General features: G+C 73.3%; 18 protein-coding genes. 13 read left to right on the top strand and 5 right to left on the bottom strand.

What is annotated here, in order from left to right:
• Positions 1 to 56 precede the first annotated feature (56 nt).
• Positions 57 to 974 (top strand): cellulose-binding protein, encoded by a 918-nt coding sequence (locus tag AC07GB_RS23840; RefSeq protein ID WP_478848591.1) that lies wholly within the window; start codon positions 57 to 59, stop codon positions 972 to 974.
• A 10-nt stretch (positions 975 to 984) separates the two neighbouring features.
• On the opposite strand, the gene AC07GB_RS23835 is transcribed toward AC07GB_RS23840, so the two are convergent.
• Positions 985 to 2556 carry an MFS transporter gene (locus tag AC07GB_RS23835; protein WP_478848589.1) on the bottom strand — a complete coding sequence of 524 codons (1572 nt, stop codon included), beginning with the start codon at positions 2554 to 2556 and terminating at the stop codon, positions 985 to 987.
• 472 nt (positions 2557 to 3028) lie between these two features.
• On the opposite strand from AC07GB_RS23835, the gene AC07GB_RS23830 reads away from it, so the two are divergent.
• Positions 3029 to 3817, top strand: a complete 789-nt coding sequence (locus AC07GB_RS23830) for an ABC transporter ATP-binding protein (RefSeq protein ID WP_478848587.1) — start codon at positions 3029 to 3031, stop codon at positions 3815 to 3817.
• The gene (locus AC07GB_RS23825; protein ID WP_478848585.1) at positions 3814 to 6396 is read left to right on the top strand and encodes an ABC transporter permease; all 2583 of its coding nucleotides are present in this window, start codon (positions 3814 to 3816) and stop codon (positions 6394 to 6396) included. Before AC07GB_RS23830 ends, AC07GB_RS23825 begins: the two co-directional genes overlap by 4 nt.
• 74 nt (positions 6397 to 6470) lie before the next feature.
• Here AC07GB_RS23825 and AC07GB_RS23820 read toward each other — a convergent pair whose 3' ends face one another.
• Both AC07GB_RS23820 and AC07GB_RS23815 read right to left on the bottom strand, forming a co-directional pair.
• The gene (locus AC07GB_RS23820; RefSeq protein WP_478848583.1) at positions 6471 to 6725 is read right to left on the bottom strand and encodes a type II toxin-antitoxin system RelE family toxin; all 255 of its coding nucleotides are present in this window, start codon (positions 6723 to 6725) and stop codon (positions 6471 to 6473) included.
• Positions 6722 to 6997 (bottom strand): type II toxin-antitoxin system Phd/YefM family antitoxin, encoded by a 276-nt coding sequence (locus tag AC07GB_RS23815; RefSeq protein ID WP_478848581.1) that lies wholly within the window; start codon positions 6995 to 6997, stop codon positions 6722 to 6724. Before AC07GB_RS23815 ends, AC07GB_RS23820 begins: the two co-directional genes overlap by 4 nt.
• Before the next feature lie 148 nt (positions 6998 to 7145).
• Here AC07GB_RS23815 and mfd point away from each other — a divergent pair, with 148 nt between their 5' ends.
• On the top strand, positions 7146 to 10685 hold the full coding sequence (gene mfd / locus AC07GB_RS23810; protein WP_478848579.1) for a transcription-repair coupling factor: 3540 nt from the start codon (positions 7146 to 7148) through the stop codon (positions 10683 to 10685).
• A gap of 49 nt (positions 10686 to 10734) precedes the next feature.
• Here mfd and AC07GB_RS23805 read toward each other — a convergent pair whose 3' ends face one another.
• Positions 10735 to 11160, bottom strand: coding sequence for a nuclear transport factor 2 family protein (locus AC07GB_RS23805; RefSeq protein WP_478848577.1), 426 nt, complete (start codon positions 11158 to 11160; stop codon positions 10735 to 10737).
• A gap of 240 nt (positions 11161 to 11400) precedes the next feature.
• Between AC07GB_RS23805 and AC07GB_RS23800 the strand changes: the two genes are divergently transcribed.
• Together AC07GB_RS23800 and AC07GB_RS23795 are read left to right on the top strand one after the other, a co-directional pair.
• Positions 11401 to 12138 carry an HNH endonuclease family protein gene (locus AC07GB_RS23800; protein WP_478848575.1) on the top strand — a complete coding sequence of 246 codons (738 nt, stop codon included), beginning with the start codon at positions 11401 to 11403 and terminating at the stop codon, positions 12136 to 12138.
• 49 nt (positions 12139 to 12187) lie between these two features.
• Complete coding sequence (locus AC07GB_RS23795; protein ID WP_478848573.1) at positions 12188 to 12943, top strand: GNAT family N-acetyltransferase family protein; 756 nt, start codon at positions 12188 to 12190, stop codon at positions 12941 to 12943.
• A gap of 58 nt (positions 12944 to 13001) precedes the next feature.
• On the opposite strand, the gene AC07GB_RS23790 is transcribed toward AC07GB_RS23795, so the two are convergent.
• Positions 13002 to 13781, bottom strand: a complete 780-nt coding sequence (locus tag AC07GB_RS23790; protein ID WP_478848571.1) for a hypothetical protein — start codon at positions 13779 to 13781, stop codon at positions 13002 to 13004.
• 439 nt (positions 13782 to 14220) lie between these two features.
• Here AC07GB_RS23790 and AC07GB_RS23785 point away from each other — a divergent pair, with 439 nt between their 5' ends.
• The 7 genes from AC07GB_RS23785 (at position 14221) to AC07GB_RS23755 (ending at position 23513) form a co-directional block, all read left to right on the top strand.
• Positions 14221 to 16380: an N-6 DNA methylase gene (locus AC07GB_RS23785; protein ID WP_478848569.1), complete on the top strand. Its 2160-nt coding sequence runs from the start codon at positions 14221 to 14223 to the stop codon at positions 16378 to 16380.
• A 116-nt stretch (positions 16381 to 16496) separates the two neighbouring features.
• Positions 16497 to 17063, top strand: coding sequence for a hypothetical protein (locus AC07GB_RS23780; protein WP_478848567.1), 567 nt, complete (start codon positions 16497 to 16499; stop codon positions 17061 to 17063).
• A 47-nt stretch (positions 17064 to 17110) separates the two neighbouring features.
• Complete coding sequence (locus AC07GB_RS23775) at positions 17111 to 18598, top strand: serine/threonine-protein kinase (RefSeq protein ID WP_478848792.1); 1488 nt, start codon at positions 17111 to 17113, stop codon at positions 18596 to 18598.
• Between the two features lie 180 nt (positions 18599 to 18778).
• Positions 18779 to 19423: a SurA N-terminal domain-containing protein gene (locus AC07GB_RS23770; RefSeq protein ID WP_478848565.1), complete on the top strand. Its 645-nt coding sequence runs from the start codon at positions 18779 to 18781 to the stop codon at positions 19421 to 19423.
• A 31-nt stretch (positions 19424 to 19454) separates the two neighbouring features.
• Entirely contained in the window at positions 19455 to 20438 is a 984-nt protein-coding gene (locus AC07GB_RS23765) for a nucleoside triphosphate pyrophosphohydrolase (protein ID WP_478848563.1), read from the top strand.
• A 65-nt stretch (positions 20439 to 20503) separates the two neighbouring features.
• A complete protein-coding gene (locus tag AC07GB_RS23760; RefSeq protein ID WP_478848561.1) occupies positions 20504 to 22177 on the top strand; it encodes a tetratricopeptide repeat protein in 1674 nt (557 codons plus the stop codon).
• A 28-nt stretch (positions 22178 to 22205) separates the two neighbouring features.
• Positions 22206 to 23513 (top strand): cytochrome P450 family protein, encoded by a 1308-nt coding sequence (locus AC07GB_RS23755; protein WP_478848559.1) that lies wholly within the window; start codon positions 22206 to 22208, stop codon positions 23511 to 23513.
• Positions 23514 to 23642: the final 129 nt, after the last annotated feature.

Here is a 23642-nt window from a genome sequence, read left to right as displayed (position 1 = left end):
GTGGAGAGAGTCAGCGCGACGGTGAGAGTCCGTGTGGGCGAAAGAGGGGAACCAGGATGAGCGGCAGCGGTGCGTCACCTCATGGCTTCGTCACCGTACGCGGCCGCGGCTACCGCCCCGAGCAGGTGGAGGCGTACGCCGACGCGCTGTCCCGGGACCGTGACGCCGCGTGGGAGCGCGCCGCGCGGCTCACCGTCCTGGCCCGGGACATGGGCGAGGAGGCCGCGCGCCTGCGCGAGGCCGTGGGGCGGCTCGCTCCGCAGACGTACGACGACCTCGGCCGGCGCGCCCAGTACCTGCTGGCGCTGAGCGAGGAGGAGGCCGCGGCCGTGCGGGAGGCCGCGGCGGCCGAGACGTACGAGCTGGGGCGGGCCGTGGACGCCGCCGCCGCGGAGCTGCGTGAGTCCGCGCGCGCGTACGCCGATTCGGTGCGGGGCGAGGCCGAGGAGCGGGCCCGGCAGCGGTTGCTGGCCGCGGGGGCCGCCGCCGACGAGCTGCGGATCGCCGCGCGCCGCGACGCGAAGGAGTGGCGCGGCGAGGCGCTCGCCGCGCTGCGGGAGATGCGCAGGCGCACGAGCGGGCTGCTCGCCGAGCAGGAGAAGGAGCACGCCGAGCGCTGGGAGGCCACGGAGCGCGAGATCGCCGAGCGCGAGGCCGTCGCGGACGCCCGCGAGGCGGCCCTCGTCGCCGCGGCGGAGGCCCGTCTCACCGAGGCCAAGCGGGCGTACGCCGAGGCGGAGGAGGCCGCGCGGCACGGCGCGGAGGACGCGGCCGCGCGGGCCGCCGAGCTGGTCGCGCAGGCCCGGGTGCGGGAGGAGCGGGTGGGGCGGGAGACGGAGCGGGTGCTGCGCGAGCACGGGGAGCGCCGCGAGGAGGTTCGGGCGCACATGGACCACGTCCGCAGCAGCCTGGCCTCCTTGACCGGCCGCGGCTACGGAGACGTCCCCGGCCCCGCCCAGGGCGAGGACTCCTGATCCGGGGTTCTCAGTCGGCGGGGGGCTTCTCGGGGCGCGTACGGGTCAGCTGAGTCTCCTGGGGCACCTGGCGCGCCCCGGCCTCGGCACCCGGCTCCGGCTCCGGTTCCTGGAGCACCGGGAACCGCCGGGGCGCGAGCAGCAGCAGGACGAGCAGGCACAGCACCGCCGCGCAGGCCGCCCCCACGTACACGGAGTCGACGGCCGTGTCGACCGCCCGGCGCAGCCGGTCCGGGTCGGCGACGGAGCCCGGGTCGTCGAGGGACTTCGCGACGGCGTCGAGCGAGCCCGCGCCGCCCAGCTTCGCGCTGAGGACGCCGTTGGCGATCGCCCCGAAGACGGCCGCGCCGACGGTCTGCCCGATCTGGCGGCAGAAGAGGACGGAGGCGGTGGTCGTGCCGCGCTCCGCCCAGCCGACGGTCGACTGGACACCGACGACCAGGGGGAGCTGGAAGAGCCCGAGCGCGGCGCCGAGCAGCAGCATCAGGAGCGCGGGCTGCCAGGCCGCGCCGGGGTAGGGGAGCAGCGGGAAGGCGAACAGGACGCAGGCGGCGGCGCTGATGCCGATGATCGCGGTGTCGCGGAAGCCGATGCGCCGGTAGACGTGCTGGCTCAGGGCGGCCGACACGGGCCAGCTCAGGGTCATGGCGGACAGGACGAAACCGGCCGCTGTCGGCGAGAGGTGGAGCACCGACTGCGCGTACGTCGGCAGGAACACCGTGGGCGCGACCATCAGCAGGCCGAGCGAGCCGAGCGCCAGGTTCACGGCGGCGATGGGGCGGCGCCGCCACACCCAGCCCGGAATGATCGGGTTCGCCGCGCGCCGCTCGATGGCCACGGTCGCGCCGACGCAGGCGAGCCCCGCGGCGAACAGCGCGAGCGAGGGCGGCGACAGCCAGTCCCAGGCCACGCCGCCCTGCACGAGCGCGGTGAGCAGTACCCCGCCCGCGGCGAACACGGCGAGCGCCCCGGGCCAGTCGACGCGGTGCCGCTCGCCCCGTGGACGTACCGGCTCGTGCAGGTGACGGACGATCAGCCAGAGGGCGAAGGTGCCGACGGGCAGGTTGATCAGGAAGATCCAGCGCCAGTCCGCGTAGGCGGTGAGCAGGCCGCCGACCGCCGGGCCCGCGACGGACGACACGGCCCACACGGTCGAGATCCTGGCCTGGATGCGGGGGCGTTCCTTGAGCGGGTACAGGTCGGCGGCGATGGTCTGCACGGTGCCCTGGAGGGCGCCGCCGCCCAGGCCCTGGAGGACGCGGAAGGCGATGAGGGAGCCCATGTTCCAGGCGAGCGCGCACAGCACCGAGCCGGTGAGGAAGAGGGCGCAGCCGGCGATCAGGACGGGCTTGCGGCCGAAGGTGTCGGACAGCTTGCCGTAGACGGGCAGGGTGACGGTGGCGGCGAGCAGATAGCCGGAGAACAGCCAGGAGAAGACGGAGAAGCCGCCGAGGGAGCCGACGATCTGCGGTACGGCCGTGGAGACGATGGTGGCGTCGAGGGCGACGAGCGCCATGACGAGCATGAGCGCGGCGACGACGGCCCCGCGCCGGTCCGCGCGGCGCGCCCGCGTTGCCTCCATGGCGAAAGTCCTTTCCCCCTGCACCGGTTGCCCTAGTCACCTTCTCACTGATGGCGCGCTCCAGGGAGGGTGGAGGGCTTCTCTGCTGGTAGGGCGGTTGCTCGGTCAACAAGGGGGTGGAGGAACCCTGAGAAGCGCTCCACCGCCGGGTGGAGAACCCTTAGGGGGACCTCCGTATTTGGGGCAGGGGGATGTTGGTACCGGCGGAGGACGAGACGGCGGGAGCCGGTCCTTAGATTTGCTTTACGCCGCAGGGCACGGGGCGAAAGCGCCGGGCACGGGCACGGGGGCGTGGGGCCGGTATCGGGGGTCCGGCTCCGCGCCCTGCGACGAACCACAGCGCGGGGGGTGGGGTTTTCCCCAGGAAAAGACTGCGCTGCGCACCAGGGCGCCGGAGTACCCCGGCGATCCACACTGATCGCGTGAGCGCGCCGAGACGCGTTCATCTCGTCACCGACATAGGAGACTTACCGTGACAACGGCTGTATCCACTCCCAGGCACGGGGGAACTGGCGGGCGTACGGCCGTGGCGGCGCGGGCGCGCCAGGTCGTCAAGGCGTACGGCTCAGGGGAGACCCGGGTCGTCGCGCTCGACCACATCGACGTGGACATCGCCCGCGGCCAGTTCACCGCCATCATGGGCCCCTCCGGGTCCGGCAAGTCGACGCTGATGCACTGCCTGGCGGGCCTCGACACGGTCAGCGGCGGGCAGATCTATCTCGACGAGACCGAGATCACCGGCCTGAAGGACAAGAAGCTCACGCAGCTGCGCCGCGACCGCGTCGGCTTCATCTTCCAGGCGTTCAACCTCCTGCCGACGCTGAACGCCCTGGAGAACATCACGCTGCCGATGGACATAGCGGGCCGCAAGCCCGACCAGGGCTGGCTGGACCAGGTCGTCCAGACCGTCGGCCTGGCCGGGCGCCTCAAGCACCGGCCCACGGAGCTGTCCGGCGGTCAGCAGCAGCGCGTCGCCGTGGCCCGTGCCCTGGCCTCCCGGCCCGAGATCATCTTCGGTGACGAGCCGACCGGGAACCTCGACTCCCGCGCGGGCGCCGAAGTCCTCGGCTTCCTGCGCACGTCGGTGACGCAGCTCGGCCAGACCATCGTCATGGTCACCCACGACCCGGTCGCCGCGTCGTACGCGGACCGCGTGCTGTATCTGGCCGACGGCCGCATCGTCGACGAGATGTACAACCCGACCGCTGAGCAGGTCCTCGACCGCATGAAGCACTTCGACGCCCGGGGGCGTACGTCATGACGGTCCTGAAGACCTCGATGCGCAACTTCCTCGCGCACAAGGGACGCATGGCGCTCTCCGCGGTCGCCGTGGTCCTCTCGGTGGCCTTCGTGTGCGGCACGCTGGTGTTCTCCGACACGATGTCCACCACCTTCGACAAGCTCTTCGCGGCCACGTCCTCCGACGTCACGCTCACCCCGAAGAACGCCCCGGACGCGGGCGAGGAGGGCCCGAGCACCGGCAAGCCCGAGACCCTGCCCGCCTCCGCCATCGGCCAGGTGAAGAAGGCCGACGGAGTGAAGTCCGTCGAGGGCGCGATCAGCAGCGACAGCGTCACCGTCGTCAATTCCGAGAACAAGGACATCGGCCCCTCCAGCGGCGCCCCCACCCTCGCGGGCAACTGGACGAAGAACGACCTGCGGTCCATGGAGATCACCTCCGGTCACGCCCCGCGCGGCCCCACCGAGGTGATGCTCGACGCCGACACCGCCGACAAGAAGAACCTCAAGATCGGTGACGAGCTGCGCACCATCGCCGCCACCGGCACCTTCACCGCGAAGATCACCGGCATCGCCACCTTCAAGGTGACCAACCCCGGCGCCACCGTCGTCTACTTCGACACCGCCACCGCCCAGCGCGAACTGCTCGGCGCCACCGGCCGGTTCACCCACCTCGGCGTCACCGCCGCGAGCGGCGTCAGCGACGAGCGCCTGAAGGCGAACGTGGCGGCCGCCCTCGGTGCCGACGCCGCCGACTACAAGATCAAGACGCAGAAGGAGAGCGCCGACGACAACCGCAAGTCCGTCAGCGGCTTCCTGGACGTCATGAAGTACGCGATGCTCGGATTCGCCGGGATCGCCTTCCTCGTCGGCATCTTCCTGATCATCAACACCTTCTCCATGCTGGTCGCCCAGCGCACCCGCGAGATCGGCCTGATGCGGGCCATCGGCTCCAGCCGCAAGCAGGTCAACCGCTCGGTGCTCGTCGAGGCCCTGCTGCTCGGCGTCGTCGGCTCCGTCCTCGGCATCGGCGCGGGCATCGGCCTCGCCGTCGGCCTGATGAAGCTGATGTCGGGCATCGGCATGGAGCTGTCCACCGAGGACCTCACCATCTCCGCGACGACCCCGGTGGTGGGCCTGCTCCTCGGCGTCATCGTCACCGTCCTCGCCGCGTACCTCCCGGCCCGCCGCGCCGGCAAGGTCTCCCCGATGGCCGCCCTGCGCGACGCGGGCACCCCGGCCGACGGCAAGTCATCCGCGGTGCGCGCCGTCCTCGGCCTGGTCCTCACCGGCGCCGGAGTCTTCGGCCTCTACGCCGCCGCGGCGGCCGACAAGGCGAAGGAGGGCTCCCTCTTCCTCGGCCTCGGCGTGGTCCTCACGCTCATCGGCTTCGTCGTCATCGGCCCGGTCCTCGCGTCCTTCGTGGTCCGCGTGATCAGCGCGGTCCTGCTGCGGATGTTCGGCCCCGTCGGCCGCATGGCCGAGCGCAACGCCCTGCGCAACCCCCGCCGCACCGGCGCCACCGGCGCCGCCCTGATGATCGGCCTGGCCCTGGTGGCCTGCCTCTCGGTGGTCGGCACGTCGATGGTGGCCTCGGCGACGGACGAGCTGGACAAATCCGTCGGCGCGGACTTCATCGTGCAGGGCCAACAGCGTGTCAGCCATCAGGTGGAGAAGCGCCTGAAGGACACCCCGTACGTCGCCCACACCACGCGCTACAAGGAGGTCAAGGCCGACATCACCACCCCCGACGGCAAGACCGACAAGGGCGTCGACCTCAGCGCGAACGACCGCACCTATGTGCAGGACCTGCGCCGCGAGACCACCGCGGGCGAGATGTCCGCCGCGTACGAGGCGAACGCGATGTCGGTGGGCGAGGGCTTCGCCAAGGACCACCACCTGAAGGTGGGCGACAAGCTCAAGGTCGCCTTCGACGACGGCCGCACTGGGGAGCTGAAGCTCGCGGCGATCACCGAGGAGGAGGGCACCCTCGACCGGGGCGCGATGTACCTCGGCATCGACACCGTCGAGAAGTACGTCTCCCCCGACCGGATGCCGCTGAGCAGCATCGTCTTCGCCAAGGCGGTCGACGGCAAGCAGGACGAGGCCTACGCGGCGCTCAAGAAGACCCTGAAGACGGACCCGCAGCTCAAGGTCCAGGACCAGACCGACTTCAAGCAGACCCTGAAGGACCAGGTCGGCCAGCTCCTGAACATCGTCTACGGCCTCCTCGGCCTCGCGATCATCGTGGCCATCCTGGGCGTGGTGAACACCCTGGCCCTCTCCGTGGTGGAGCGCACCCGCGAGATCGGCCTGATGCGGGCCATCGGCCTCTCGCGCCGCCAGCTGCGCCGCATGATCCGCATGGAGTCGGTGGTCATCGCCCTCTTCGGCGCCCTCCTCGGCCTCGGCCTCGGCATGGGCTGGGGCGCGACCGCCCAGCAGCTCCTCGCCCTGGAGGGCCTGAAGGTCCTGGAGATCCCCTGGCCGACGATCATCACGGTCTTCATCGGCTCGGCGTTCGTGGGCCTGTTCGCGGCCCTGGTCCCGGCGTTCCGGGCGGGCCGGATGAATGTGCTGAACGCGATCGCGACGGAGTAGTCCTCCCGGACGGGGAGAGCAGGAACCAGGGCCGGGCCCGGTGGGATTCCACCGGGCCCGGCCCTGGCTTCGGTTCAGAGGGCGATGCGGCCGATGTGCATGACCACGATGGTGATGGTGTCCTCGTCGATCTCGTACATCAGGCGGTACAAACCGACCTGTAAGCGGCGGACCTCGGGCGATCCGTAGGCGACGGTCCCGCGCGGTCGGGGGTCGTCGGCCAGCAGGTCGACAGCGGCGTACACCTGACTCAGACCGTCAGGGTCGTCCTTCAGGAAGCGCACGGCGGTGTTGGTCGCCTGCTCGCGCCAGATGATCTGGTAACTCACTCACGCTCCAGACCGAGCAGCTTGCGTACTTCCTCGTGGGGAACGCCGACGAACGTGCCGTCCGCCTTCTCGGCTCGATAGCGGGCCACCGCGAGCTGCTCCTCCAGCTCCAGCATTCGCTCCTCCATCTCGGCCAGCTCAGCCGGATTTATGAAGACGGCTGCGGCCTGGCCATGATCAGTGATAGTGATTCGCTCACGCGCGTGGGCCGTGCGGCGCACCAGGGAGCCGAATCGGGCTCGCGCCTCGGTGATGGGCAGCGTCTCGCTCATACACAAAACAGTACGCTTCACGCGCCTTCTGTACAGTCCCTCGATCGGGTGAGCGGCGGCGCGGCGACGTACCCTGGGAGGCCCCCCGGCCCGTGAGACGTGTCGGGTGGTTCGCGTTGTCCACGCCCCCCGGACGGGATGCCCCTTCATGACCCTGCACGGACTGCTGGACGCCGTCGTCAAGGACGCGGCCCTCACCGAAGCGGTGAAGGCCGCCGCAGACGGCAACCGGCACCACATCGACCTCGTCGGTCCCCCGGCCGCCCGGCCCTTCGCCGTGGCCGCGCTCGCCCGCGAGACGCGCCGGACCGTGCTCGCCGTGACGGCGACCGGCCGCGAGGCCGAGGACCTGGCCGCGGCGCTGCGCACGATCCTGCCGCCGGAAGGGGTGGCGGAGTACCCCTCGTGGGAGACCCTGCCGCACGAGCGGCTGAGCCCCCGCAGCGACACCGTGGGCCGCCGCCTGGCCGTCCTGCGCCGTCTCGCGCACCCGAGCACCGACGGCGCCGACCCGGAGACGGGCCCCGTCAGCGTCATCGTGGCGCCCGTGCGCTCGGTGCTCCAGCCGCAGGTCAAGGGGCTCGGCGACCTGGAGCCCGTGGAGCTGCGCACGGGCCGGTCGGCCGACCTGAACGAGGTGGTCGACGCGCTCGGCGCCGCCGCGTACTCCCGCGTGGAGCTGGTCGAGAAGCGCGGCGAGTTCGCCGTGCGCGGCGGCATCCTCGACGTCTTCCCGCCCACCGAGGAGCACCCCCTGCGGGTGGAGTTCTGGGGCGACGACGTGGAGGAGATCCGCTACTTCAAGGTCGCCGACCAGCGGTCCCTGGAGGTGGCCGAGCACGGCCTGTGGGCGCCGCCGTGCCGGGAACTGCTGCTCACCGACGACGTGCGCGACCGCGCGCGGGCGCTCGCCGAGGCGCACCCCGAGCTGGGCGAGCTGCTCGGCAAGATCGCCGAGGGCATCGCCGTCGAGGGCATGGAGTCCCTCGCCCCGGTGCTCGTGGACGACATGGAACTGCTGCTCGACGTGCTGCCCGAGGGCGCGATGGCCGTCGTGTGCGACCCGGAGCGGGTCCGCACCCGGGCCGCCGACCTGGTGGCGACGAGCCAGGAGTTCCTCCAGGCCAGCTGGGCGGCCACGGCCGGCGGCGGCGAGGCCCCGATCGATGTGGGCGCGGCCTCGCTCTGGGGCATCGCGGACGTCCGCGACCGGGCCCGGGAGCTGGGCATGATGTGGTGGTCGGTGAGCCCGTTCGCGGCCGACCTCGACGCGGACGACGACACGCTCACGCTCGGCATGCACGCCCCGGAGACCTACCGCGGGGACACCGCGAAGGCCCTCGCCGACACCAAGGGCTGGCTGGCCGACGGCTGGCGCACGGTGTACGTGACGGAGGGGCACGGCCCGGCCGCCCGCACCGTCGAGGTCCTCGGCGGCGAGGGCATCGCGGCCCGCCTGGACACGGACCTCGACGGGATCACCCCGTCCGTGGTGCACGTGGCCTGCGGCTGCATCGACTACGGCTTCGTCGACCCGAAGCTGCGGCTCGCCGTCCTGACGGAGACCGACCTCACCGGGCAGAAGGCCGCGGGCAAGGACGGGCAGCGCATGCCCGCACGGCGCCGCAAGACCATCGACCCGCTCACCCTGGAGCCGGGCGACTACATCGTCCACGAGCAGCACGGCGTCGGCCGCTACATCGAGATGGTGCAGCGCACCGTGCAGGGCGCCACCCGCGAGTACCTGGTCGTGGAGTACGCCCCGGCCAAGCGCGGCCAGCCCGGCGACCGCCTGTACATCCCCACCGACCAGCTGGAGCAGATCACCAAGTACGTGGGCGGCGAGGCCCCCACGCTGCACCGGCTCGGCGGCGCCGACTGGACCAAGACCAAGGCCCGCGCGAAGAAGGCGGTCAAGGAGATCGCCGCGGACCTGATCAAGCTGTACTCGGCGCGCATGGCGGCCCCGGGCCACACCTTCGGCCCGGACACGCCCTGGCAGCGCGAGCTGGAGGACGCGTTCCCGTACGCGGAGACGCCCGACCAGCTCACGACGATCGCCGAGGTCAAGGAGGACATGGAGAAGTCGGTCCCGATGGACCGGCTGATCTGCGGCGACGTCGGCTACGGCAAGACGGAGATCGCGGTGCGCGCCGCGTTCAAGGCGGTCCAGGACGGCAAGCAGGTCGCGGTCCTCGTGCCGACGACGCTGCTGGTGCAGCAGCACTTCGGCACGTTCACCGAGCGCTACGGCCAGTTCCCCGTGAACGTACGGGCGCTGTCCCGCTTCCAGACCGACACCGAGTCGAAGGCGACCCTGGAGGGCCTGAAGGACGGCTCCGTCGACATCGTCATCGGCACGCACCGCCTGTTCTCCTCCGAGACGAAGTTCAAGGACCTGGGCCTGGTCATCGTCGACGAGGAACAGCGCTTCGGCGTCGAGCACAAGGAGCAGCTGAAGAAGCTCCGCGCCAACGTGGACGTCCTGACGATGTCGGCCACGCCCATTCCCCGTACGCTGGAGATGGCCGTCACCGGCATCCGGGAGATGTCGACGATCACGACGCCGCCGGAGGAGCGCCACCCGGTGCTCACCTTCGTGGGTCCGTACGAGGAGAAGCAGATCGGCGCGGCCATCCGCCGTGAACTGCTGCGCGAGGGCCAGGTCTTCTACATCCACAACCGGGTGGAGTCCATCGACCGGGCCGCCGCCCGCCTGCGCGAGATCGTGCCGGAGGCGCGCATCGCCACCGCCCACGGCCAGATGTCCGAGCAGGCCCTGGAGCAGGTCGTGGTGGACTTCTGGGAGAAGAAATTCGACGTACTCGTGTCGACGACGATCGTCGAGTCCGGCATCGACATCTCCAACGCCAACACCCTGATCGTGGAGCGCGGCGACAACTTCGGCCTCAGCCAGCTGCACCAGCTGCGCGGTCGCGTGGGCCGCGGCCGCGAGCGCGGCTACGCGTACTTCCTGTACCCGCCGGAGAAGCCGCTCACGGAGACCGCGCACGAACGGCTGGCGACGATCGCCCAGCACACGGAGATGGGCGCGGGCATGTACGTGGCGATGAAGGACCTGGAGATCCGCGGCGCGGGCAATCTGCTCGGCGGCGAGCAGTCCGGGCACATCGCGGGCGTCGGCTTCGACCTGTACGTCCGCATGGTCGGCGAGGCCGTCGCGGACTACCGCAAGTCCCTTGAGGGCGGCGGCGCCGAGGAGGAGCCGCCCCTTGAGGTGAAGATCGAGCTGCCGGTCGACGCGCACGTCCCGCACGACTACGCGCCCGGCGAGCGGCTTCGCCTCCAGGCCTACCGCGCGATCGCCTCCGCCAACTCCGAGGACGACGTCAAGGCGGTCCGCGAGGAGCTGACCGACCGCTACGGCAAGCTCCCGGAGCCGGTGGAGAACCTCCTCCTGGTGGCGGGCCTGCGCATGCTGGCCCGCGCCTGCGGGGTGGGCGAGATCGTGCTCCAGGGCTCGAACATCCGCTTCGCGCCGGTGGAGCTGCGGGAGTCCCAGGAGCTGCGCCTGAAGCGGCTCCACCCCGGCTCGGTCATCAAGGCGGCCACGCACCAGGTGCTCGTGCCGCGCCCGAAGACCGCGAAGGTCGGCGGCAAGCCGCTCGTCGGGCGGGAACTGCTCGGCTGGGTGGGGGAGTTCCTGGCCACCGTCCTCGGTTCGTAGGCGTACGGCGTACGGCGTACGGCGTACGGCGTGCGCGTCCGGGCCGGGCTCAGGGCGTGCACGCCGCCGCGACCGAGAGGCTGTTCTCGTACAGGTGGTGCCGGGTGATCCGGCCGTTCTCGACGGTCAGGCGCAGCGCGTACGGGCCTTCGAAGGACTTGCCGGTGGCGCGCACGGTGCCGGACAGGTGGCCCATGATGACGGCGTCCTGCCCGCTCACCAGGTACGTGTCCACGCTCGCCCGGGCGTCATCGGCGACCGTGTGGGCCGCCAGCTCCTCGCCCTGGGCGGCGCATTCGGCGCCGGTGGAGCGCGGGCGTATCCACGGCACGACCGGGTTCTCGGCGAGCAGCCAGTCGACGTCGTCGGCGAAGATCTCGGTGAGGCGCGCGGTGTCGTTCGCGATGCGCGCGGCGAAGAAGGCGTCGACGGTGGCGCGGGTGGCGTCCTCGACCGTGCGGGTCTCCGTGGCCATGGGGTCTCCCTCGTTGACGTGACCGGCCCCCTGTGCGGGGCCCGTTGACGCTCTTGAGATTGCCAGGGCGCGCGCCGGCGCGCGATTACCTCACGGGTAGTGCCCCGACGGGGCGCGGGGCCGTGCCGATGTGCGGCTCTGCCGCGCGGGCGCGCCCGGCCGCCACGAACCCGCAGGTTGCCGACGGCCTGGCGCGGCAATGCAAGTACGGTGGGGACCGTTCCATGGGGAGGGAAATCCGTGAGGTTCGCAGTCACGGGGCGGCGCGCGGCCGCTCACGCCGTCGTCCTGGCAGTCGCCCTAGGCGGTCTTGCCGCCTGCGACAAGGACGGGAAGGACGGGGCGGGGAAGAGCGGCGCTCCCGGCGGGCGCGCGGGCTCCGCGCTGGCCGCCGTCGACTCGCTCGAGGTCAAGGGCCGCGCGCCCAAGACCGGTTACGAGCGCGCGCGTTTCGGCAGCGCCTGGGCGGACACGGACTCCAACGGCTGCGGGACCCGTGACGACATACTGAAGCGGGACCTGAAGAGCGTGAAGTTCCGCGGCGGCGACTGCGTGGTCAGCGCGGGGACCCTCGCCCCGGACCCGTACACCGGCAAGGACGTGCGGTTCACGCGCGGTCGCAGCCGCGTCGACATCGACCACCTCGTGGCGCTCTCCGACGCCTGGCAGAAGGGCGCGTGGCGCTGGGACGCGAGCAAGCGCATAGCCCTCGCCAACGACCCGCTGAACCTGCTCGCCGTCGACGCGGGCCCCAACCGCGGCAAGGGCGACGGCGACACCGCGACGTGGCTGCCGCCGAACAAGGGCTTCCGGTGCGCGTACGTGGCCCGGCAGGTGGCCGTGAAGAAGAAGTACGGGCTTTCGGTGACGGGCGCCGAGCGGGACGCGATGCGCGAGGTCCTGTCGGGCTGCCCGCGGGAGAAGCTGCCCGGCGGCGGCAGTCCGACCCGGGCCCCGGAGCGCTTCCGGGCGCGGTGAGGCACAAATTCGGTGGGCGGGCCGGGGCCGCGCCGCTAGCGTGCTGTGCGTGGACTTGACGATTACCACCCTCGCCGAGCGTCCCGGTCTCGTCGAGCCGATGTGGGCCATGGACGACTCCTGGGCCGAGTTCGTGGGCCACGACCTGGTCGCCCGGTCGCACATGAGCCGGATCCCCGACGAGTTCCCGGAGTACGTGCTGCTGGCCACGGACGGTCAGGAGCGGGTGGTGGCGCGGGCGTTCAGCGTGCCGTTCGCGCTGTGGACCGAGGAGCGGGGCGGTGAGCGCGGCGAACTGCCGGACGGGGGCTGGGACCAGGTCCTGGTCTGGGCGTTCGCCGACCGGCGGTACGGCGACGGGACGGACACGGTCAGCGCCATCGAGGTCGCCGTCGATCCCGCGTGCCAAGGGCACGGCCTCTCCGGCCGGATGCTGGCCGCGATGCGGGAGAACGCGCGCGCCCACGGCTTCGCGGAGGTCGTCGCGCCGGTGCGGCCCAACGCCAAGCACCTGGAGCCGGCGACCCCGGTCGAGGAGTACGCCTTCCGCACCCGGGACGACGGGCTGCCCCACGACCCGTGGCTGCGCGTCCACGTCCGCGTGGGCGGTGTCGTCGAGAAGGTGGCGCCGGTGTCGATGACCGTGTCGGGTTCGCTCGCGCAGTGGCGGGAGTGGACGGGGCTGCCGTTCGACGAGGAGGGCCTGGTCGAGGTGGAGGGCGCCCTCGTGCCGGTGCACTGCGTGCCCGGGCGGGGTTACGCGGTCTACGCCGAGCCCAACGTGTGGGTGCGGCACGCCCTGTGAGGGGCGCCCCGCACACCCCTCGCCCCGGGGCGGGCGCGCCCCGCGGCCCGGCCGGGCGTCAGCCCTCCAGCTCGTCGAGGTCGAGCACGTCGCCCTTGGGCGGGGTCGCCTTCACGGGCTTGTCGAAGTCGGTGAAGACGAGGGTGTCCCGCTTCTTGCCCTTGCCGGGGTCGTTGACCGCCTTCAGCAGGTAGGGCTTGCCCTCGGTGGCCACGTAGAGCGTCGCCCGCGCCTTGCCGTCGGTCTCGTGCAGCGCGATCGCCGGGGTGCCGTCGACCGTGGTCGCCTTGCCCTTGCGCGCCACCGAACCGGTGTCCTTGAAGTCGGCGAGGACGGTCTTCAGGTCGCAGAACTGGGCGAAGTCCTGCTCGTCGGACTTCGTGGTGGCGGTCTTCACCCAGCGGTCCGCCATCATGTCGACCGACGCCTTCACGTCGGCCTTCGGCTCGTCCTTCATCTCGGAGCGCAGGAACGCGGCGTCGTACCGCATGTACACGGTCCTGCCCTTGCCGATCAGGTCGACCGAGCCCTCCGCGCCGGTGCCGATGGTGCCGACGCACTGCCCCTTGGTGTCGAGCGCGAGGTCGATGTGGCCGGGGCCGCCGCCGTCCGACATGGAGCCCTTCATGCGGAGCGAGGACGCGCCGCTGGTGGCCTTCATGGCCTTGTCGATGATCTGCGGCCCCGACAGGTCCGCGAACGGCTCCTTCTTCGTGGCCGCCGCCTTCTTGGCGTCGTCGGACTTGTCGTCCCCGCAGCCCGTCAGCGTGACGGTCGCGGCGGTGGCGAGGCAGAGCGCGGCGAAGGCCGTGCGGCGCGAGCGCGAGTAGGCGTGCATGGAGAGTCCCCCAGGGAAGTCGTGTTCAGCTCGGACATCACACCAGATGCTTGTGAACCGAGTCAACACTGTTCACGGTCGACGGGCGATTAACGGCCGTGAAAGGGGTTCGCCCGACCCGCGTGGGTAGGCTCGGCGACACAGGCGGTGGGTGATGACCGACGCGCACCGCACGCGGAATCGAGCGACGAGGGGCGGGCCAGTGGGGACCAGCGGGCCGACGCGGCCGGGCGGGAGCACGGGGGACGTGACGTACGACGGGCGCGGGGCGGGCGGGCCGGGTGGATCGGGCGGGCCGGGTGGATCGGGCGGGCCGGGTGGATCGGGCGGGCCGGGTGGATCGGGCGGGCCGGGCGGATCGGGCGGATCGGGCGGGCCAGGCGGATCGGGCGGGCCTGGTGCCGCCGGGCCGGGTGCCACCGACGCGACCCCCACCGAGGTGACCGCCGCCGGGATCGCCCGCCTCGCCGGGGTCGGCCGCGCCGCCGTCAGCAACTGGCGTCGCCGCCACGCCGACTTCCCCAAGCCCGTCGGCGGCACCGACACCAGCCCCTCCTTCGCCCTCGCCGAGGTCGAGCGGTGGCTGCGCGGCCAGGGCAAGCTCTCCGAAGTGCCGCTGCGCGAACGGGTCTGGCAGCACGTCGCCGGACACCCCGCGGGCCCCGTCACCGCCCTGCTGCACGCGGGCTGCGGCCTGCTGCTCGTGCACGACCGGCACACCGACTGGCTGCGCCTGAGCGCCGTGTCCGACGCGCACCTGGCGCGGCAGCTCCCCGACGCCCTCGACGCCGTGCTCACGCCGAGGTTCGGCAAGCCCCGGCGGACCCGCGCCGTGCGCGTCCCCGCGACGCCCGAACTCCTGCCGTCCATCGGGCTGCTGCGCTCCGCCGCCGAACTCGCCGCGGAACTCGGCGCGCACACGGCGTACGAGTTCCTGCTCGGGCGCCACCTCGACGCCAACCCCCGCCAGTACACGCTCACCCCCCAGGGCCCCGCCGACCTCATGGCCGCGCTCGCCGGGCCCGCCCGCAGCGTGCTCGACCCGGCCTGCGGCACCGGCGCCCTGCTGCGCGCCGCCGCCGGCGCCCCCGGCCAGCGGCTGTACGGCCAGGACAGCGCCCCCGACCTCGCCGCGCTCACCGCGCTGCGCCTGGCCCTCGGCTGTGACGCCCCGGCCACCGTGCGCACCGCCGCCGCCGACACTCTGCGCGCCGACGCGCACCCGGACGTCACCGCCGACGCCGTCCTGTGCCACCCGCCGTTCAACGACCGCAACTGGGGCCACGACGAGCTGTCCTACGACGCCCGCTGGGAGTACGGCCTGCCCGCGCGCACCGAGTCCGAACTCGCCTGGGTGCAGCACGCCCTGGCCCGGCTGCGCGACGGCGGCACCGCCGTCCTGCTGATGCCGCCCGCCGCCGCGTCCCGCCGCTCGGGGCGCCGCATCCGCGCCGACCTGCTGCGCCGGGGCGCCCTGCGCGCGGTCATCGCGCTCCCGCCGGGCGCGGCGCCCCCGTACAACCTGCCGCTGCACGTCTGGGTCCTGCGCAGGCCCGGGCCCGGCGTGCCCGCCGCCCCCGAGGCCCTCCTCGTCGAGGCGGCCGAGGCCACGGCCGCCGCCGACGGCAGGCACCCCGCGTCCCGGCCCCCCGAGTCCCGGCACACCGACGGGCGCGACCCGCGCGCCTGGCCGCCGGTGCAGGACGCCGTGCTCGACGCCTACCACCGCTTCGAGCGGCACGGCACCCTCGCCGAGATCCCGGGCTTCGCCCTGTCCGTGCCCGTGCTCGACCTCCTCGACGACGAGGTCGACCTGGCGCCCGCGCGCCGCCTGCCGCCACGGGCCGCGGGCGGCGGCGCCGACGAGCTGCGCGCGGTCCGCGACCGGCTCGGCGAGACGCTGCGCCTGACCGCGGGGCTGACCCCGCCCCCTGCCGTGCCCGCCACCCCCGACACGGCACGGCGGCCGCTCACCACCGTCGGCGAACTCGCCCGCGCGGGCGCCCTGGTGATCCACACCGGCGGCGTCGGCGGACCCCCCGGGGTGCCCGTCCTCACCGACCACGACGTGCTCACCGGAGCGGCCCCCGCCACCCCGGCCGCGCCCCACGACGACACCGCCCCGACCGGCCAGGCGGAGCCGCCCGTGCTCACCGAGCCCGGCGACGTCGTCGTGCCCGTCTCCGGCGGCGCCGCCGCCCGCGTCGTCGACGAGGCCACCGCGGGCGCCGCCATCGGCCGCGGCCTCGCCCTGCTCCGCCCCGACCCGGCGGCGCTCGACCCCTGGTTCCTCGCCGGGTTCCTGCGCGGCACCGCCAACAACCGCCAGGCCAGCAGCTACGCCTCCACCTCCGCCCGGCTCGACGTGCGCCGCCTCCAGCTGCCCCGCCTGCCGCCGGAGCGCCAGCGCGGCTACGGTGAGCACTTCCGCGCCCTCGCCGCCTTCGAGGACGCGCTGCGGCTCGCGGGCCGCCTGGGCGAACGGCTCGTCCGCGGAATGTACGACGGGCTCACCGACGGCACGGTCGCACCGGACGGGGCAGGGCCGGCCCCGCGGCAGGCACCACGGGCCCCACAGGCCCCGGGGGCGGCGGACTGACACGTACCACGTGATCAGTACGACAACGGTTCGGTACAACCCGAGCCGGGTCCCCGGAGTCGGCCTATACGCTCGAACCCTCAACTGTCCGTCCCGTCAGGTAACCAGGAGCAGCCATGCACGGCCACGGCTACGCGCCGCCGCCCCCGCCGGCCCCGCCGGCGGCCTCGCCCGTGACGCTGCGGGTGCTGTTCGTGGTGCTCGCGTTCCTGACGTGCGGCTTCCTCTCGTGGGCCATGATGCTGCGGCTCGCCCTCGTGACCCGCAAGACGCGCGACTGGCTGCTCTTCCTGGCCGTCCTCGCCCTCGTCGTCGTGGCGGTCGTCCTCATCGGCGTGGACCCGGGCGACGAGGAGTTCAAGGGCCCCGGCAACGCGGGCATGACGATCCTCATCGCCACCTACGCGCCCGTGGCCGCGTACTACCTGACCATGGAGATCCGCCACTTCAACCGCCTGGAGCAGGCCCACGCCCTGTACCGGCAGACGCAGTACCCCGGCTACGCCCCGCAGCAGCCCCAGCCGTCCTACGGCTACCCGGCGCAGAGCACGCCCGCCCCCGCGCCGGCCCCTACCCCGCCGCCGGCACCGCCCACCCGCCAGGCCCCCGCCCGCATCGACCAGGTCCGGGCCGAGCTGGACGAGCTGAGCGACTACCTGCGCAAGCACGAAGGCGGCAGCTGACCGTGGCGCAAGGCACCGACCGACGCGTCGTCGCCGGGCGCTACGAGCTGGCCACGCTCATCGGCCAGGGCGGCATGGGCCAGGTCTGGACGGCGTACGACCAGCGCCTGGACCGCCGCGTCGCGGTCAAGCTCCTCCGCCCGGACAAGGTCGCGGGCGCCGAGGCCGACGAGCTGCGCCGCCGCTTCATCCGTGAGTGCCGGGTCACCGCGCAGGTCGACCACCCCGGGCTCGTCACCGTGCACGACGCGGGCAGCGACGACGACGACCTCTACCTCGTCATGCAGTACGTCGACGGCGCCGACCTCGGCGACCACCTCGCCGAGCACACGCCCTACCCCTGGCAGTGGGCGGTCGCCGTCGCCGCCCAGCTGTGCGCCGTGCTCTCCGCGGTGCACGCCGTGCCGATCGTGCACCGCGACCTCAAGCCGCGGAACGTGATGGTCCGCCAGGACGGCACCCTCACCATCCTCGACCTCGGCATCGCCTCGGTCATGGACACCGACACCACCCGGCTCACCCACACCGGCTCCCCGATCGGCAGCCCCTCGTACATGGCGCCGGAGCAGGCCATGGGCGGCGCCGTCGGCCCGTACACCGATCTGTACGCGCTCGGCGTGCTGCTCCACGAACTGCTCAGCGGCGACGTGCCGTTCGCCGGCTCCACCGCCCTCGGCGTGCTGCACCGGCACCTGTACGAGCCGCCGCTGCCCGTGCGCCGCCTGCGCCCCGAGGTGCCCGAGCCCGTCGAGTCCCTGGTCCTGCGGCTGCTCGCCAAGGACCCCCAGCACCGGCCCGCCAGCGCCCAGGACGTCTACGAGGACCTCGTGCCGCTGCTGCCCGCGCGCTCCGCGCCCTCCGGCCGCCCGCTCGACCCGACCCGTCCCTTCCTGCGCCCGCACGCGCCCTGGCCCGACCGGGCCGCCACCCCCGCCGCCACCCCGCAGGCACAGGCGCCCCGACCGGGCCACGGCCAGGACGTCGCCCGCGCCGTCGACGAGGTCAAGCGGCTGCTCGGCGAGGGCCGCATCACGCAGGCCGTGGACGTCCTCGGCTCGATCCTGCCGGCCGCCGCCGCCCAGCACGGCGAGCACTCACCCGTCGTCCGCACCCTGCGCAAGCAGTACGCGGCGACGCTGATGGACGACGGCCAGTACCGCCGCGCCCTGCCGGAGCTGCGCCGCCTCGCCGACCAGCGCGCAGCCGAGTCCGGCCACGCCGACCCGCAGTCCCTCCAGTTCCGCTACGAGGCGGCCCAGTGCCTGGAGCAGCTCGGCGAGCCGGCGGCTGCCCTCGCCGAGTACCGCGCCCTGCTCCCTTACTACGAGAACCAGTACGCGACCGACGACATCCGCCAGTCCCTGGAGATCCGCCGCCGCGTCGGCCACCTCCTGCTCGCCCTCGGCGACCGCTCGGCGGCCCACGACGCCCTGGCGCGGCTCGTCCTGGACGCGGAGCGCGTCCACGGGCTCGGGCACCCCTTCCCCGCGGAGATCCGCAGAACCCTCCAGTGGCTGGGGCAAGTGCGCGGATAGGGCGTTTTCCGGGCGCCGGGGGTGCCCGAACTCCCGGTGAGTCGTTGGTGGTGGCGCGTCCCCCTGAACGAACTGGACGAAGTTCTGGGGGAAGGGTGGCCGAGACGACCACCGCTGCCTACCATCGATCACCGCAAGACTTTGTGCAGCGAAGCACAATCTCTCCACCGGGAGGCCCACTTGCACCGCCGCCGCCGTCGTCGCACCGCGCTCCTCCTCTCCGCCGCGGCCCTCGCCGCCGCCCCTCTCCTCACCGCCTGCGGCAGCGACGTGCGCCCCGGCGCGGCGGCCGTCGTGGGCGACGACCGCATCACCATGGCGCAGCTCGAGCACCGGGTGAACGAGGTGCGGGACGCGCAGCGCGCCGCCGTCCCCGACGAGCGGCAGTACGAGCAGGTCGTCGCCAAGACCGGCGGCCTCACCCGCTTCACGCTCCAGACGATGGTCCTGGACCGGGTCCTGCACCGCGCCGCGCGCGACGCGGGGGTGACCGTCTCCCGCAAGGAGATCCAGACCACGCGCGCCGCCATGGCGAAACAGGCGGGCGGCCGCAAGGCCCTGGAGGCGGGCTGGCTCCAGCAGTACAACGTCGCGCCCCAGCACCTCGACGACAGCATCCGCACGGACATCCAGGCCCAGAAGCTGGCGGCGAGGCTCGGCGCCGACATGAGTTCCAAGGCCGGCCAGGACACCTTCTGGGCCGCCCTGACCAAGGCCTCCAAGAAGCTCGACGTCAACGTGAACCCGCGCTACGGCAAGTGGGACGCCGCCCAGAACAAGCGCGTCGACACCAGGACGCCCTGGCTCCGCGAAGCGGCGGCCTGAGCCCTCCCGCGACTCCGCCCCGGGCGCGGCCGTGGGTTACGTTCGAGCGGTGAACGAAACCCCGGCGGGGCGCGTCGTCCTGCTCACCACCAGCCACCGCGTCGCCCCCGGCCTCCTGTCCTGGCCCGCCTGGCAGGCCCTGCGCGGCGCCGACGACGTCCTGTGCGCCGACGCCGCCCATCCGCAGCTGCCGTATCTGCGCGAGGCGGGCGTCGACGTCAAGCAGGCCGCGCCCACCGCCGAGGAGCTGGTGCGCGCCTGCGAGGGCGGCCGTACGGTCCTGGTCGTGGCCACGGCCGAGGGCGACCGCCCGCTGACGGACGGCCTGGCCCGGCTCGCGGGCTCGGGCCGCGTCGCCATGCCGGACCTGGAGCTGCTCCCCGCCTCGTACGACCTGCCGGGCGCCCGCCTCCTCGACCTCGTCCAGGTCATGGACCGGATCCGGGCCGAGTGCCCCTGGTCGTCGCGGCAGACCCACAAGAGCCTCGCGAAGTACGGCATCGAGGAGGCGTACGAACTGGTCGAGGCGATCGAGGACGGCGACCGCGCGGAGCTGCGCGAGGAGCTGGGGGACGTGCTGCTCCAGGTCGTCTTCCACGCGCGTATCGCGCAGGAGGACGAGCAGGCGCCGTTCTCCGTGGACGACGTGGCGGGCACGATCGTGGACAAGCTCATCCACCGCCACCCGCACGTCTTCGGTGAGGACACGGCGGCCACGCCCGAGGAGGTCAAGGCGCACTGGCTGCGCACCAAGGCCGTGGAGAAGCAGCGCGACTCGGTGACCGAGGGCATCCCCCTCGGCCAGCCCGCCCTCGCCCTCGCCGCCAAACTCGCCTCCCGCGTCCGCACGGCGGGCCTGGCCGTCCCCCTGCCGCAGGGCGACGGCATCGGCTACGAACTCCTCGCGATGGCCCTGCGCGCGGAGGCCGAGGGCGTGGACCCCGAGGCGGCCCTGCGCGCGGCGGCCCGCGCCTACCGCGACGCGGTACGCGAGGTGGAGGCGACCGGCAGTTAGTACGGTTGCCTCCTCGGCCGGTTCAGGCGCTCACCGCCGAACGTGGCCCGGCCGAGCGGGAGTTCATGCCCGAGGAGGCGATGGTGACCTGCCCGGTGTGCCAAGCGGCGCTGTCCTACGACGACCGCTTCTGCACGGACTGCGGCCATGACCGGAAGGCGTACGCCGCCCTCGCGCCGATCCCGCCCCCCGTGCCGCTGGTGGCCACGACGCGGAACACGGTCATCGGGGACGCGGCGGGCCCGGTGATCCAGGCAGGGACCGTCGACGGCGGCATCACCGTCAACGCCTTCGGGCCGCCTCCGCCCGACAGCTGGCTTCCCGTCGACGGGCTCGGCCTCCGCTGGTTCGGCGTACGCCTCACGAGCCGCTTCGGCAACGAGCAGGGCCTGCCCCCGTACGTGGCCAGGGACTGCGACGGCGAGCTGGGCGCCCTGGTCGCGCGGGGCCTGCGCGCGGGAGGCCTCGTCGTGGTCACCGGCGGCCCGCTGTCGGGCAAGACCATGACTGCCGCCCGGGCGGTCCTGCGGGCCGGGGCCGGGCCCGGGGCCGAGATCCGGATCCACGCCCCGCACCCCGGCTCGGACCTGCGGGGCACGGCATCCGGGCTGCCGGGGCCCGAGGCCTCCCGCGTCCTCTGGCTCGACGACCTGGAAGGCCACCTCGGCCCGGACGGCCTGAGCGCGGCGCTCCTGGCCCGGCTCGCCCAGGAGCGGGTCCTCGTCCTCGCCACCATGCGCGACACGACGTACGACGAACACCGCTTCGGCGGCGACGCGGCGGCGCGCGTCCTGAGCGGCGCCCACACCGTCGAACTGAGCCGCCGCTGGAGCGAGGCCGAGCTGGAGCGGCTCGCGGGCACCGACGATCCGGGCCTCGCGGACGCGCGGACGTGGCGCGGCAGGCGGGGCGTCACCGAATACCTCGCCCTGGCCCCGGAGCTGTGGGACGAGTGGCGCAGGGCCCGCCGTGCGCAGGCACACCCGCGCGGCCATCTGCTGGTGCGGGCGGCCGTGGACCTGGCCCGCTGCGGTCTGTGGGGGGACGTGCCGCTGGCGGTGCTGCGGGAGGTGCACGAGCTGTACCCGGTGTGCCGGGCGAGCGACTCGTGCCCCGCGTCCACCGCGGAGGCCGAGCCGTTCGATGACGCCCTCGCCTGGGCCGTCCGCCCCCGGTACGGGGCGACGGGCCTGCTCGTCCCCGGGGAGAAGGGGGACACGTACCGGGCGTACGGCTCCCTCGTCGCGGACGCCGTCCGCTCCGGCGCGCTCGGGGAGGTGTCGGACGAGGTGTGGGTCAAGGCGACGTCGGCGGTGACCCGGCACGGCTTGGACGCCGCACCGATGGCCGAGGCGTGCCGTACCGTCCTCACCCGTCGCGTCGCCGCCCGCGACATCGCCGCGTACGTCCTGATCGGCCTGGTCACCGAGTTGGCGGGCGACACGACGGAGGCGGAGGCCTGGTACCGCAGGGCCGCCGACCGGGGGAACGCCGAGGCCTGCGACCGCCTCGGCCACCTCCTCGCGGGCCGGGGCGCCGCCGTGGAGGCCATCGGTTACTTGGAGAAGGCCGCCGAGGCGGGCCGCGAGAGCGCGTACGCCGTCCTCGGCAAGCTGCACCGGGACCGCGCCCGCCACTGGCTGGCCAAGGCCGCCGAGGCCGCCGAGGCCGCCGAGGCCGGCGCCGACCGGGCCGCCCGCCACCGGGCGAGAGCCGGCGACGCGGGCCGGCCGCGCTAGCACCGCCCCGGGCGGATACGGTCGTCGCATGCACGACCAGCACGACCAGAACGACACAGCCGCTGCCGGGCCCGAGCTGTTCACCTGGGAGTTCGCCTCCAACCCCTACCCGGCGTACGCCTGGCTGCGCGAGCACGCCCCCGTGACCAAGCGGCGGCTGCCGAGCGGCGTCGAGGCCTGGCTGGTCACCCGCTACGCCGACGCCCGCCAGGCCCTCGCCGACCAGCGGCTCAGCAAGAACCCCGCGCACCACGACGAGCCCGCGCACGCCAGGGGCAGGACCGGCATCCCCGGTGAGCGCAAGGCCGAGCTGATGACGCACCTGCTCAACATCGACCCGCCGGACCACACCCGCCTCCGCCGCCTGGTGGCGAAGGCGTTCACGCCGCGCCGCGTGGCGGAGTTCGAGTCCCGGGTGCAGGAGCTGACGGACCAGCTCATCGACGGGTTCGCGGAGAGGGGCGCGGCCGACCTCATCCACGAGTTCGCGTTCCCGCTGCCGATCTACGCCATCTGCGACCTGCTCGGCGTACCGCGCGAGGACCAGGACGACTTCCGGGACTGGGCCGGGATGATGATCCGCCACGGCGGGGGCCCGCGCGGCGGCGTGGCCCGCTCGGTGAAGAAGATGCGCGGCTACCTCGCCGAACTCATCCACCGCAAGCGGGAGACCCTCATGGACGAGGGCGACGACGACCTGATCTCAGGCCTCATCCGCGCCTCCGACCACGGCGAGCACCTCACCGAGAACGAGGCCGCCGCCATGGCTTTCATCCTGCTGTTCGCCGGCTTCGAGACGACCGTGAACCTCATCGGGAACGGTACGTACGCCCTGCTGACCCACCCCGAGCAGCGGGCCCGGCTCCAGCGTTCGCTGGCCGCGGGCGAGACCGGACTGCTCACCACGGGCCTGGAGGAACTCCTGCGCTACGACGGGCCCGTGGAGCTGGCCACCTGGCGGTTCGCCACCGAACCGCTGCGCATCGGCGGCCAGGACGTCGCGGCGGGCGACCCGGTGCTCGTCGTGCTCGCCGCCGCCGACCGCGACCCCGAACGCTTCGCGGACCCCGACCGCCTCGACCTCGCCCGCCGCGACAACCAGCACCTGGGCTACGGCCACGGCATCCACTACTGCCTCGGCGCCCCGCTCGCCCGCCTGGAGGGCAGGACCGCCCTCGCCACCCTTCTGCGCCGGCTGCCCGACCTGCAACTCGGCGTGGATCCGGAGGAGTTGAGGTGGCGGGGCGGGCTCATCATGCGGGGCCTGCGGACGTTGCCGGTGGGTTTCACACCCGCCCCTCGGGTCACCCGTGCTGATGGGTCGTCAAGCATGTGACTTTCATGTGATCTCGGCTGAACCGACTTGTGACCGGCGTTCGACTGCGGCTACGTTCACGACGGCCCGGCACCCGCGCGCCCGTGCGCACTCGTGCCGTGCCTGACCTGTCGTCCACGAAAGGCACCT

It is taken from the genome of Streptomyces sp. NPDC045778, assembly GCF_056431945.1.
Note: the sequence above shows the minus strand (reverse complement) of the source record. Positions and strands in the feature narration are given on the sequence as shown.

Bases quoted from the DNA above. Each gene is read 5' to 3' on its own strand.
- AC07GB_RS23815 (WP_478848581.1), bottom strand. From the start codon at position 6,997: ATGAGCGAGACGCTGCCCATCACCGAGGCGCGAGCCCGATTCGGCTCC.
- AC07GB_RS23760 (WP_478848561.1), top strand. From the start codon at position 20,504: ATGCCCGAGGAGGCGATGGTGACCTGCCCGGTGTGCCAAGCGGCGCTG.
- AC07GB_RS23755 (WP_478848559.1), top strand. From the start codon at position 22,206: ATGCACGACCAGCACGACCAGAACGACACAGCCGCTGCCGGGCCCGAG.
- AC07GB_RS23840 (WP_478848591.1), top strand. From the start codon at position 57: ATGAGCGGCAGCGGTGCGTCACCTCATGGCTTCGTCACCGTACGCGGC.
- AC07GB_RS23780 (WP_478848567.1), top strand. From the start codon at position 16,497: ATGCACGGCCACGGCTACGCGCCGCCGCCCCCGCCGGCCCCGCCGGCG.
- AC07GB_RS23825 (WP_478848585.1), top strand. From the start codon at position 3,814: ATGACGGTCCTGAAGACCTCGATGCGCAACTTCCTCGCGCACAAGGGA.
- AC07GB_RS23805 (WP_478848577.1), bottom strand. From the start codon at position 11,160: ATGGCCACGGAGACCCGCACGGTCGAGGACGCCACCCGCGCCACCGTC.
- AC07GB_RS23835 (WP_478848589.1), bottom strand. From the start codon at position 2,556: ATGGAGGCAACGCGGGCGCGCCGCGCGGACCGGCGCGGGGCCGTCGTC.
- AC07GB_RS23790 (WP_478848571.1), bottom strand. From the start codon at position 13,781: ATGCACGCCTACTCGCGCTCGCGCCGCACGGCCTTCGCCGCGCTCTGC.
- mfd (WP_478848579.1), top strand. From the start codon at position 7,146: ATGACCCTGCACGGACTGCTGGACGCCGTCGTCAAGGACGCGGCCCTC.